This window comes from Ancylobacter amanitiformis (assembly GCF_030814815.1).
GTDB classification, from domain to species: domain Bacteria; phylum Pseudomonadota; class Alphaproteobacteria; order Rhizobiales; family Xanthobacteraceae; genus Ancylobacter; species Ancylobacter amanitiformis.
The window spans coordinates 35,065-47,393 of the sequence record NZ_JAUSVR010000011.1; the positions used below are offsets into that span (position 1 = coordinate 35,065).

General features: G+C 66.9%; 10 protein-coding genes. 6 read left to right on the forward strand and 4 right to left on the reverse strand.

Going from position 1 to position 12,329, the window contains the following annotated elements:
* Positions 1-58: 58 nt before the first annotated feature.
* Both QOZ99_RS15725 and QOZ99_RS15730 read right to left on the reverse strand, forming a co-directional pair.
* On the reverse strand, positions 59-406 hold the full coding sequence (locus QOZ99_RS15725; protein WP_306890945.1) for a RidA family protein: 348 nt from the start codon (positions 404-406) through the stop codon (positions 59-61).
* Complete coding sequence (locus QOZ99_RS15730) at positions 406-1,584, reverse strand: NAD(P)/FAD-dependent oxidoreductase (protein WP_306890946.1); 1,179 nt, start codon at positions 1,582-1,584, stop codon at positions 406-408. The genes QOZ99_RS15725 and QOZ99_RS15730 overlap by 1 nt, the downstream gene beginning before the upstream one ends.
* A 621-nt stretch (positions 1,585-2,205) precedes the next feature.
* Here QOZ99_RS15730 and QOZ99_RS15735 point away from each other — a divergent pair.
* The 3 genes from QOZ99_RS15735 to QOZ99_RS15745 are packed head-to-tail and all read left to right on the forward strand — an operon-like array spanning position 2,206 to position 5,640.
* Entirely contained in the window at positions 2,206-3,438 is a 1,233-nt protein-coding gene (locus tag QOZ99_RS15735) for an aromatic ring-hydroxylating oxygenase subunit alpha (protein ID WP_306890947.1), read from the forward strand.
* Between the two features lie 5 nt (positions 3,439-3,443).
* A complete protein-coding gene (locus QOZ99_RS15740; RefSeq protein WP_306890948.1) occupies positions 3,444-4,514 on the forward strand; it encodes an FAD-binding oxidoreductase in 1,071 nt (356 codons plus the stop codon).
* Positions 4,515-4,554: 40 nt separating this feature from the next.
* On the forward strand, positions 4,555-5,640 hold the full coding sequence (locus QOZ99_RS15745) for a pyridoxal phosphate-dependent aminotransferase (RefSeq protein WP_306890949.1): 1,086 nt from the start codon (positions 4,555-4,557) through the stop codon (positions 5,638-5,640).
* Positions 5,641-5,671: 31 nt separating this feature from the next.
* Here QOZ99_RS15745 and QOZ99_RS15750 read toward each other — a convergent pair whose 3' ends face one another.
* Entirely contained in the window at positions 5,672-6,385 is a 714-nt protein-coding gene (locus QOZ99_RS15750) for a hypothetical protein (RefSeq protein WP_306890951.1), read from the reverse strand.
* A 206-nt stretch (positions 6,386-6,591) separates the two neighbouring features.
* On the reverse strand, positions 6,592-7,494 hold the full coding sequence (locus tag QOZ99_RS15755) for a LysR substrate-binding domain-containing protein (RefSeq protein WP_306890952.1): 903 nt from the start codon (positions 7,492-7,494) through the stop codon (positions 6,592-6,594).
* A gap of 386 nt (positions 7,495-7,880) precedes the next feature.
* Here QOZ99_RS15755 and QOZ99_RS15760 point away from each other — a divergent pair, with 386 nt between their 5' ends.
* The 3 genes from QOZ99_RS15760 to QOZ99_RS15770 all read left to right on the forward strand — a co-directional run bounded on the left by QOZ99_RS15760 (position 7,881) and on the right by QOZ99_RS15770 (position 12,329).
* The gene (locus QOZ99_RS15760) at positions 7,881-9,593 is read left to right on the forward strand and encodes an ABC transporter substrate-binding protein (RefSeq protein ID WP_306890954.1); all 1,713 of its coding nucleotides are present in this window, start codon (positions 7,881-7,883) and stop codon (positions 9,591-9,593) included.
* A gap of 106 nt (positions 9,594-9,699) precedes the next feature.
* The gene (locus QOZ99_RS15765; RefSeq protein WP_306890955.1) at positions 9,700-10,983 is read left to right on the forward strand and encodes a Zn-dependent hydrolase; all 1,284 of its coding nucleotides are present in this window, start codon (positions 9,700-9,702) and stop codon (positions 10,981-10,983) included.
* A 380-nt stretch (positions 10,984-11,363) separates the two neighbouring features.
* Positions 11,364-12,329 carry a D-2-hydroxyacid dehydrogenase gene (locus QOZ99_RS15770; protein WP_306890956.1) on the forward strand — a complete coding sequence of 322 codons (966 nt, stop codon included), beginning with the start codon at positions 11,364-11,366 and terminating at the stop codon, positions 12,327-12,329.

Genomic DNA, 12,329 nt, shown 5'->3' on the forward strand with positions numbered 1-12,329 from the left:
CGTCGGGGCGGGGGGCGGGACAGTGTGTCGGCCGGCGGTCCGCGCGGTGCGCGTGATGTCAGAGCGCCGCGATGACCATGATTTCCACCCGGTAGGCGTCACCGGCGAGGCGCCCTTCCACGGTGGCGCGCACCGGCATGGCCGAGCGGTCGATCCAATCGTCCCACACCCCGTTCATCCGGTCGAAATCGGCGATGTCGCGCAGCCAGATGGTGGCACTGAGCAGCTTCGAGCGGTCGCTGCCGGCGAGGCCGAGAAAATGATCGATCTTGGCGAGCGTGTCGCGCGTCTGCTGCACGACGTCGCCCGACGTGTCGTCGGCGGTCATGCCGGCGAGGTAGACGGTGCCGTTATGGGTGAGTACCCGGCAGAAGCGGGTGCCGTTCTCGATGCGGTTGATCGTCATCAGGCCGCTCCTTTGGTGGTGGACGGGGAAGACACCTGCGGCGCGGGCGCGAACCGCGCGGGCGACAGGTCGCAGGCCGATATGCCGAGCCGCCGGAGATCGGCGGGCAGGTCCTGCCCGCCGATCAGCGCGGCGGCGATGCGCAAGAGGCTGGACGAGGTCTTGATGCCGTAGCCGCCCTGTCCGGCCAGCCAGAAGAACCCCTCGGCCCGCGGGTCGAAGCCGACCACGGGCGATTTGTCGGCCGCGAAGGTGCGCAGGCCCGCCCAGGAATGGCTGACGCGCGTGACCGTGAGATGGGTCGCGCGCTCCAGCCGCTCGGCGCCGATCGCAACATCCATGTCGTCCGCCCACGCGTCCATCGGCGCGCTCGGTGTGGCGTCGGCCGGAGACACCATGAGCTGCCCGCCGGCAACCTTGACGTAGAATTCCTCGCCCACATCGTTGACCAGCGGCCAATGCGCGATGGAGTGGCCCTCCGGCGCGGGGATGTTGAAGGCGGTGCGGCGCAGCGGCTGCAGCCCGAGCGGGGCGATGCCGGCCAGTTGCGCCACCTCGTCCGCCCAGGCGCCCGCCGCATCGACCACGACCGGCGCGGCGAACAGGCCGGCCGGCGTCTCCACCTGCCATTCACCCTCGCGGCAGGCGATGGCGCGCACCGCCGCGCGGGTGACGATGCGCGCGCCGGCCGCGCGGGCGCTGCGCAGGAAGCCGTTATGCAGCGCGTCGACATCGATATCCATCGAATGCGGCTCGAGGATCGCGCCGGCGAGATAGTCGCGCCGCAACACCGGCACGCGCGCGAGCGCGTCGTCGACCGAAACCGGCACGATGCTGGGCACCAGCAGCCGCGCCCGCGTCAGCTCGGCGCCGAGCTGCTCCATCTGGTCGGCGCGGGCAATGGTGAGCATGCCGCGCGGGGTGAGCAGGGGATGATCGCAAAAGCCCGCCGGCGGAGAGGCGAGAAACGGCCGGCTGCCGAGTGCGAGGCGCCGGATCAGGCCGGTGCCGTAATTCTCCGTGAAACTCGCGGCCGAGCGGCCGGTGGAGTGATAACCACAGACGCTCTCGCGCTCCAGCAGGATGACCGAGCGGGTCTTGGCGATCTCATAGGCGGCGCCCGCACCGGCAATGCCGCCGCCGATGATCACCACATCCGCGTGTGCCACCTCGCTCATGCCCGGCCAGCCTGTTTCAGCGCGCGGCGCGACCCGCTGGCCAGATGCGGCGCGGGGCAGGGGCGCTCAACGTCTGACGCGCGAAAATTCCGGGCCATGGCGGCAATTCCGATTCTCATGGCGTTAAATTAGGCTGTGCTTCATCGCTGATCACGCGAGGAATTCGTCGTCATTGACCCTTGAATCTTTGGCCAGCCCGCAGCCGTGGCGCCTCATGCCCTCCCGCCCCCTGCTTCCCCGTGGCTCGCGGTCGTTCATGCAGGATCAAGCGGATACCGCCTACCGGTGCGCCCTTCCGGTTGATCCGTTGGCAAGCGGCGCGGCGCCGAGCGCGGCGCGACCGCTCGCATGGCCTCTGGCACCCGCCGGCTCGGATCCGGCAGGGCCTCGCCGCACGGAGGCGGGTCGTGCCGGACAAGGCGGGTCATGCCGAACAAGGAGTGTCTTGCCGGACAGCGGTTGCCTCAATTAAATCCGGGTCATTGCCCCCGCCCTATTTGATTGCGAGGCCTCCCCGGCGCGGCGTTATGCTGCCGGCGAATGAGCGATATCCGGCCCCGAGCCTACCCGCTCGCCGTGCGGGGGTCCGGTTCCATGCGGTCCCAGTCCGATGGGGGTTGAATGCTGAAACAGCGAATTGCCGGCCTGTTGAACGAACGCCGTTCCGGCTTCTCCATGCCGCAGGCCTTCTATGTCGACGAGGAGATCTTTCAGGCGGACCTCGAGGCGGTCTTCGCCTCGGACTGGCTGTTCGCCTGCAGCGTGGCGGAGATCAAGCGGCCCGGCGACTATGTGACGATGGAAATCGGCCGCGATTCCGTGGTGATCCTGCGGGATCGCGACGGCGAGGTGAAAGCCTATTTCAACACCTGCCGCCATCGTGGCTCGCGTATCTGCCTGAAGGAGAGCGGCCGGGCCAACCGGCTGGTCTGCCCCTATCATCAATGGGTCTACGAACTTGACGGCCGCCTCATCAACGCGCGGCAGATGCCGGCGGATTTCGACAAGAGCGGCTACGCGCTGGTGCCGGTGCACGTCGAGGTGATCTGCGGCATGGTCTATGTCAACGTCGCCGAAAACCCGCCCTCGCTCGCGCGTTTCCGCGACACCGTCACGCCCTATATCGCGCCGCACCAGCCGGACCGCACCAAGGTGGCGTTTTCCTCCACCATCATCGAGGAGGCGAACTGGAAGCTGGTCATCGAGAATAATCGCGAATGCTATCACTGCGCCGGCAATCACCCGGCGCTGCTGGTGACGCTGGTGGAGTTCGCCCTGCCGGACGACCCGGCGGCCAATGCCACGTTCAAGAACCTGATGGACACCTCGACCGCGCGCTGGGATCGCCTCGCCCTGCCGCACAAACCGGCCGATGGCGGCGTCGAGTTCCGCTGCATCCGCCTGCCGTTCAACGAGGATTGCGTGTCCTTCACCCGTGACGGCGCGCCGGCCTGCAACAAGCTGCTGGCGGATTTCACCGAGCCCGATCTCGGCTCGGTGCGCATGTTCCGCGTGCCGAACAACTGGAACCACTTCCTCGCCGACCACATCATCCATTTCCGCGTGCTGCCGCTCGGCCCCAACCGCACCGCGGTGAAGACCACGTGGCTGGTGCATGAGGACGCGGTGGAGGGTGTCGATTACGACATCAATCGCCTGACCGAGGTGTGGACCGAGACCAATGACGAGGACCGCATCCTCGCCGAGCATAATCACCAGGGCATCCAGTCGCGGGCCTACCGCCCCGGTCCCTTCGCGCCGTCCGAGTTCATGCTGAAGAATTTCGCGGAATGGTACTACGGCAAGATGTCCGATTACGTGCACGGCCCCGCGCACCGCATCGCCGCCGAGTGAGCCGCATGACCATCGACATGCCGGCCGGGACGGCCGGGCTCAGGCTCACCTGCATCGACATCCGCCCCGAGACGCCCGGGGTGAAGACCTTCCGCTTCCGCGCCGGCGAGGGCGTCGCGGTTTCCGTCGTGCCGGGACAGGCGATGATGCTCGCCATCGAACTGGCCGGCGAGAGGCACTGGCGCAGCTTTTCCATCTCGGGGGCGGGCGCGGATGGCACCGTCGAGATGACCATCAAGGCGCAGGCGCCCGGCGGGGCCACCCATTGGCTGCATGAGCGGCTGGCGCCCGGCATGACGCTGCCGGCACGGGCGGCACGTGGCGCCTTCACGCTGGCGGCACGCAGCGGCGGGCCGGTTGCCTTCATTTCCGCCGGCTCGGGCGTGACGCCGCTGATCGCCATGCTGCGCGAACTCGCGCGGACCGATCCCGAGGCGGATGTCGCCTGGGTCCACGCCGCCCGCCGCGAGGACGACATCCTGTTCGCGCCGGCGCTGGCGGACCTGCAACTGCGCATGCCGAACCTCGCGGCGTCGATCACCGTCAGCCATCCCGGTGCCGGCTGGTTCGGCTATCGCGGACGGGTCAACCGGCGCCTGATGTCGGTCATGGTGCCCGATTTCGCCGTGCGCGAGGTGTTCTGCTGCGGGCCCGCCGCCTTCATGCAGGAAGTCCGGCTCATCCACGCGGCGGAGGGCGGACGCAAGGAACGCTTCTACACGGAGCGCTTCCACACGGAACGCTTCCACACGGAGAGCGGGGGCGTCGCCGCGCCGGCGATCCCTGCGGAGGTTTCGGCAAGCGGGAACCCGGCGGGGGATTTCCATCTCCGGGCGGCCGGGCGGGAACTGGCGATACGCGCGGACGAGACGGTGCTGCAGGCCAGCCTGCGCCAGGGCGTCATCATCCCCTGCGGCTGCGGCGAGGGCCTGTGCGGCACCTGCATGGTCAAGCTCGATCGCGGCAGCGTGGCGCTGCGCCATCATGGCGGCATCACGCCGGAGGAGGAGGCCGAGGGTTATATCCTCGCCTGTTCCAGCTGGCCGGTCACGGATCTCGCCATCACCATCGGCTGATCCTCGCCGCTTCAGTCTCGCTCGCGGAAATGTCTCGCGCATGATCGCACCAATCCCGGCCGTGGCCGCCATGGCGCCCTATCCGCTGGCCGATCCGGTGCCGGAGGGGGCGATCTCGCTGGCGCAGAACGAGAGCGCCTTTCCCCCGAGCCCGCAGGCGCTGGCGGCGGGGGCGGCGGCGCTGGCCTGCGGCGCGCTCTATCCCGACCCGGACTGGAGCGACCTGCGCGCGGCCATCGCCGCGGTGCATGACGTGCCGGGCGAGGGCATTCTCTGCGGGGCGGGGTCGATGGAGCTGATCGGCGCGGTGATCCGGGCCTTCAGCGGGCCGGGAGACACGGTGCTCGGCTCGCGCTTCGGCTATCTCTTCGTCGCCACCGCCTGCCGGCAGTCCGGCGCCCGCTATGTCTGTGCCGACGAGACGGATTACACGGTGTGCGTCGATGCCCTCCTGCGCTCGGTCGGGCCCGACACGCGGATCGTCTTCGTCTGCAATCCGGGCAACCCGACCGGCACGCGCATCGCCAATGCCGAGATTGTCCGCCTGCGCGCCGGCCTGCCCGCGCGGGTGCTGCTGGTGGTCGACCAGGCCTATGGCGAGTTCGATGACCAGGAGGGGCGTCCGGTTTTCGATCTCGTGGCCGGCGGCGGCACGGTGCTGCTGCGCAGCTTTTCCAAGGCCTATGGGCTGGCCGGTGCCCGCGTCGGCTGGGGACTGTTTCCCCCGGCGATCGGCGCCGAAGCCCGCAAGCTGCTCAACCCCAACAATATCGGCGCGGTGAGCCAGGCCATGGCGGCGGCGGCGATGCGCGACGGGGCGCATATGCGCGCCATCGTCACCGAGACCCGCCGGGCGCGCGAGGCGCTTGCCGCCGCGCTGCGGGCTGCCGGCTTCGCGCCGCCCCGCAGCCACGCCAATTTCCTGCTCATTCCCTTTGACTGCCCGCGCGCGTGCCGCGCCGCCGATAGGTCGCTGCGCGCGGAGGGACTGCTGCTGCGCGGCATGGACGGCTACGGGCTTGGCCACTGCCTGAGGGTGACAGTGGGGCCCGCCGAGGCAATGGACCGCGTCGCCGCCCGGCTCGGCGCCGGCGGCCCCGCCTTCCCGGATACGGGGGGCGGGTAGGGCGCGGGGCCACATCAGCGCAACTTCGCGCCTATAGGTTCAACCGGGCTTCATGCGAACCTACATCGGTGAAAATACACCGTAGGACATCAACGGACTGGGTCTCGCAATGTGGGATCGTGATCTTCAGGATGAACATAATCTGCGCCAGCAGGATGACCAGCCATGTGACAATGAACAGCTTTGCGATCCAGACAGCGTAACCCGTGCCAACGTTGAAGGCGCTCCCTTGACCATAGGCTTGCGGCACGCGGTTCGGGTAAAGACCCCAAACGTTGTTTCGCTCTTCCCAATCTTCTTTGACTTTTTCGATGGCCTTTCGAGATGCCCATATTCCGCCAAGCGCGATGATCCCAAACGAGATGCCCATAACGGGAAGCACGGCCAGAATAACTTTACGTAGGGCGATGACGGCATCCCCGCCTGTCCAATTGAAGCCAACAAGAACGCCGATGGCTCCGATAAGAAAACCCTGGAACGTAATCGCCCATGTTAATCGTTGATTTGTAATATTATCTTCATGTTCTATTTCATCTCGAACATAATCGTAGTACAGTTTAGGTATTTCTATGTCATTATTTTGATGCTTAAACTCAGATGAAACATTATTTATCACCATTGTAGATTTTTCTTTATTTAAGACAATTATCTTATCTGAGTATATTTTTATAAGAATAATAAGGAATGCGCACACAGAACCAATGATAATCAATAATATGATTAATAACATTTCAATATTAATCATTTAATTCTCTCAATTTTAAGAGATATGATTTTATATCGCAATTTCTATCAAATATTATTCTTTAACATAGAATCGCAATGTAATTGTTGTGCTTCGCTCGATTTTGCATTCGACATCAGTCGTGTATTCACGACTTCATTATTTTCGCAGCGAATTGTACGAAATACAATAAAGGAATCAGAAAATAACTGCCTGCTAAGTCTGTGTCAGGCCCGCGGCGGGTTGGCTTTGTTCGCGGCGGCGTGCGCGACGATCCATTCCCGCACCGCGCGGCAGTAATTGCCCTTGGAGAGCGGATTTTCGACGAGATAATACGCCCATGGGCTCGGCCGCCGCACCGGCAGCGGCTCCACCAGCAGGCCGCGCTCGATATAGACCTGCGCCAGCGACCATTGCGTGGCGACGATACCCGCCCCGCGGGCGGCCAGTTCCAGTGCCACATTGGTGGAGTTCGCCGCGAGGCTGCGCGGGCGTTCGGCGGTGCCCAGATGCAGCGCCTCGGCCATGATCTGCCAGCATTCCTGCCGCCCCAGCACCTGGATCCACGGCTGCCGCATCACATCGGCGCCGGTCCGCAGCGGCGCATCGCCCGCCAGCAGCCTGGGCGAGCAGACCAGCACGAGTTCGTCATCCCACAGCAAGGTGCCGGAAGAGGGCTGGTCGTCGAAGCGGCGGATCGCGATGGTGAGGTCGGAGAGCTGCTCGTCCGTGTCCTCCCAGACCGTGCCCTGCAGCACCACCTCGATGGCGGGATGCACGCCGTGGAAAGGCGCCATCACGGCGGCCAGCCAGTTTTCCGCGAGACTGACGGGGCAGGTGACGACGACAGTGCGGTTGCGCCCCTTGGCGACGATGGCCTCGGTGGCATTGTCGATTTCCGCCAGCGCCTGCCGCAGCGTGGGCAGGAACGCCTCGCCCATGTCGGTGAGCTTGAGGCTGCGCGGGTAGCGGATGAACAGCTGGCGCCCGATATACTGCTCCAGCGCCCGCACATGGCTGCTGATCGCCGCCTGCGTATAGCCCAGCTCCTGCGCGGCGGCGGTGAAGCTGAGATGGCGCGCCGCGCTCTCGAAGGAGCGGATATAGTTCAGGGGAGCCGGCGGCTTCATGTGGTATCCGGGTGACAGGCCATCCGTGCGAGCCTAGTGATGGCATTCCCCGCCGGCAATGCGCATCCCTTTCGCAGCGCAAAAAAAAGCGGGGCAATGGCCGTAAATTTCTTGCGTGATTGCGCGCTTGCCCACGATAGGCTTGGGTCAATCGAGCCATAAAAGACGCAACGACGCGGAATCCGGACGATCTGGAAGGCTCGGCGCGCCCGGCGTGCGGGGCGCGCGGTCGGTTGGTCGATCGCGATCGCGGTAACATGTCGGCGTGGTGCGTCCGCGCCGCGCATCGTCCGCCTTCCGTGTCGATGCAGGCTCCGCGGCAACCATCGTTCCGGCCGTCCACGCGTCGCATGAACCTTCCGCAATCAGATGAAAAAGGGGAACAAATGACCGGGTTTCAGGACAAGCCGCTCATCCGCGAACTCAAGCGTCAGCTCGATGATGGCCAGATGGACCGTCGCAGCTTCGTCCGGATGGCGGCGCTGCTCGGCGTGTCGGTAGGCGCCGCCGGATCCATGGCCGGCCTCGTCAGCCCCGCCATGGCCGCGAACACGGCGCCCGTCGCCATGCCATGGCCGAAGATCGATCCCGATGCGAAGGCCGGCGGCGTGCTGCGCATCGGCCAGCGGGTGGCCAAGCTGGACGACCCCGCGCTCTACAGCTGGAACGAGATGTCCAACCAGACCCGCCCGATCATCGAGCACCTCGCGCTGCTCGGGCCCGACAACATCACCCGGCCGATGCTGCTGGAGGGCTGGGAGCCTTCCGACGACCTCAAGACCTGGGTGCTGCGCGTCCGCAAGGGCGTGATGTGGCACAATGGCGAGGAACTGACGGCCGAGCACGTGGCCTTCAACCTGCGCCGTTGGTGCGATTCCAAGCTCGGCTCGTCCAATATCGGCCTGTCGACCTTCAGTTCGCTCTCCGAGGAGACGGGCGAGAAGGATGCCAAGGGCAAGGCCATGCGCCGGCCGATCGCCAATGGCATCGAAGTCATCGATACGCACACGGTGAAGCTCAACCTCGCGCGGCCGGTCCTGTCGGTGCCGGAGGACTGCGCGCAATACCCCACCCAGATCGTGCACCCCTCCTTCAAGGCGCCGTTCTCGGACGCGCCTCTGGGCACCGGCCCGTTCACGCTCAAGCAACTCGCGGTTGGCGATCGCTGCATTCTCCAGCGCGTGAAGAAGACCACGGATGGCAAGGATTTCGTCTACTGGGGCGGCGACGTCTATCTGGACGAGGTGCATTTCTTCAATTTCGATCTGGAGAACCAGACCGCGGCGCTGGCCTCCGGCACGGTCGACGCCATTTATGAACTGACGTCGGACCAGCTCGAACTGGCCAAGTCGCTGCCCGACGTGAAGATCTATTCCGCCGTGTCGGCGCAGACCGTGTGCTGCCGCATGCAGAACGACAAGAAGCCGTTCGACGATATCCGCGTGCGGCAGGCGATCGTGAAGGCGGCCGACAATGACGCGATCCAGCAATTGCTGTTCCCGGAAGGCGGTGTGCCCGCCTATAATTTCCACGTCGCGCCGGTCCATCCGGAATATTTCCCGCTGCCGCCGCTCAAGCGGGATGTCGCGGGCGCCAAGGCGCTGCTGAAGGAAGCCGGCCATGCCGACGGCCTGGCGATCACCATCGATTGCGGCAACACCGATGGCCCGTGGCATCAGGCCGTGTGCGAGGCGCTGCGCGACCAGCTGGCCGATGCCGGCATCAAGCTGGCGGTGAATGTCGTGCCGACCACCCGCTACTGGGAGATCTGGAAGGATACGCCGTTCGGCATCACCTCCTGGAGCCACCGCCCGCTCGGCACGATGACGCTTGGCCTCGCCTATCGCAGCGGCGTGCCGTGGAACGAGAGCCACTATTCCAACCCGGCTTTCGACGCCGCGCTGGCGGACGCGGAATCGACCGTCGGGGTCGAGGCGCGCAAGGCGAAGATGGAGAAGGTGGAGAAGATCCTGCAGGACGACGCGGTGATGGTGCAGCCGGTCTGGCGGCCGGTCTACAACCTGTCGAGCGCCAAGGTGCATGGCTATGCCGCGCATCCCTCGCGCGAGATCGACATCGTCAAGGTCTGGATGTCCTGACGCGGCTTCCCGCCCGGCGTCGCGGCCCGCCCGGGCCGCCACGCCGGGCGCTCCAAGGGGCGCCTGCGCGCGTCCCATCACCGAAGTCGTGGCGGGCAATGTGCCAATGACCCAGCGTGTTGCCGATTCCAGCGCGCGCCTCGCCGGCGTGCGCCTTGCCGGTGAACTCCTCGCCGATCTCGCCAGCGCCACGGCCGATCCGCCCGGCATTACCCGCGCCGCGTTCGGGGAGGGCGAGCACTATGCCCATGCGCGGCTCGGCGCGGCGGTGGTCGCGCTGGGGGCGGAGCGGCGCGTCGACGCGTTCGGCAATCTCTACCTGACGCTGCCGGGACGGCAGCGGCAGCTTCCCGCTCTCCTCATCGGCTCGCATGCGGACAGCGTGCCGCATGGCGGCAATTTCGACGGCGCGGCGGGCGTGGCCGGCGGCATCGCGGTGATGGCGAACCTCGTCGCGCAGGGCGCCCGATTGCCGCGTGACCTGACCGTGCTGATCACCCGCGCCGAAGAGGCCGCGTGGTTTCCGCTGGCCTATCCCGGCAGCCTCGCCGCGCTCGGCCGTCTGCCGCCGGAGGCGCTGGAGGCACTGCGCAGCGATACCGGCCGCAGCCTCGCCGACCACATGGCGCAGGCGGGTTTCGATCCCGAGCCGGTGCGGCGGGGCATCGTGCAGATCGCCCCGCGCGACATCGCCGCTTTCATCGAGCTTCACATCGAGCAGGGCCCACGGCTTGTCGCCGCCGGCGCGCCCATCGGCATCGTCACCGGCATTGCCGGCGGGCTGCGCTACACGGCGGCGCGCTGCGTCGGCCGCTATGCCCATTCCGGCGCCGAGCCGCGTTTCGCCCGGCACGACGCGGTGCTCGGCTTCAACGATTTCGTCACCGCGCTGGAGCGGGAATGGGACGCGATCGAGCAGCGCGGGGGCGAAGCGACCATCACCTTCGGCCGTGTCGAATCCGATCCCGCCCAGCATGGCGGCAGCCGCGTGCTCGGCGATCTCGGTTTCACGCTGGATCTGCGGAGCATCGACGCGGCGATCCTGACAGGACTGGAGCGCCGCATCGGCGAAATCTGCGCCGACATCGCGGCCCGCCGTGGCGTAAGCTTCGAACTGGGTCCGATCTTTCACTGGAACGCGGCGGCGATGGATGCGGGGCTGATGGCAGGGCTGTCGCGCGCGGCCGCCTCCTGTGGGCTTGCCGCGCCCCCGATTCCCAGCGGCGCGGGCCACGATGCCGCCGCCTTCGCCGAAGCCGGCGTGCCGACCGCCATGGTCTTCGTGCGCAACCGGAACGGTAGCCACAATCCCGACGAGGCCATGGAAATGGAAGATCTCGCCGCCGCCATCGCGCTGCTGACGGCGTTCGTGATCGCGTTCGATGGCTGAGCGTTCTCACCCGCGTGGATCGTGAGGCCGGGCATGCCGTGGACGCTGCCACGCCTCCCACGATTATTTCGAGGCCATAGCCCCCGGCGATCTTGCGTGATCGCCACCTTTCCGGCGCCTAGAGTTCATGTGTGCAGAAGCCAGGTGTGGCGCGGGGCCGGTGCCCCGGGTCGGAGCATGACGATCGAGAAACGCCGACGCGGCAGGCTCGCCGCGCCTTCTCGACGACAAGAGCGTGAGATGGTCTTCGGTCTCCTGAAATCGGCCCTCCGTCGGGATGAGCCCACCGCCCGTCACCTTCCGCCCCCGCCGGCGGCGCGGCGGCGGCCGGCGGTCATTGCCGGGCGCCGCCCCGGCCGCGCGGCGTGAGCGGGGTCTTCATGCGCAGTCCGTCCGTCCTGATCCATAGCGACGAGCCGGCCATCGGGCGGGAAATTCTCGCCCGCGAGCACCCCGGCCTGCCGGTTGCCATCTGCGACAGCCATCACGGCCTCGCCGAGGCGATCCGCGCGAGCGAGGCCGAGGTCGTCTATTCCACCCGGTTCATGCGCGACGAACCCTTTCCCCGCGCGGCGCTGCTCGGCAGTGCCGGCGTGCGGTGGATTTCGGTGGGAGGCTCGGGCACCGATCACCTCCACAGCTGGGATCCGGCGCGGGTAACGGTGACGAACGCGGCCGGCGTGGCGGCCGATCTCATGGCCGAATACATCCTCGGCATGATGCTGAGCTTCTCGCTCGGCCTTCCGGTTCTCGCCCGCGCGCAGCGCGCACAGGCATGGGCGTCGCACCAGCCGGAGCCCATCCAGGGCCGCACGCTGCTGGTGCTCGGCATGGGAGGCACGGGGCAGGCCATTGCGCAGCGGGCGAAGGCGATGGGCATGAAGGTGCTCGGCGTCCGTGCCCGGCCCGCGCCAGCCGCGTCATTCGACGAGGTGCACGCCGCTGCGGACCTGCCCGACCTGTGGGGCCGCGCCGACTACATTGCCTGTTGCCTGCCGCTGACGCCCGCGACGCGCGCGCTGGTCGATGCCGCCGCCTTCGCCGCCATGCGCGCCACGGCGGTGTTGATCGACGTCTCGCGCGGCGGGGTGGTCGATGAAGGGGCGCTGCTGGCCGCGCTCGATGGCGGGCGCCTGCGCGGGGCGGCGCTCGATGTCTTCCTCACCGAGCCGCTGCCGCCCGGACATCCGTTCTGGACGCACGAGAAGGTGCTCGTCACCCCGCATTGCTCATCGGCGGATGCGCAATGGTCGGCGCGGTCCTTCGAGCGGTTTTCCCGCAATCTCGCCGCCTATCGCCGGGGCGAGGCGCTGGCGAACGTCGTCGATCCCCAGCGCGGCTATTGA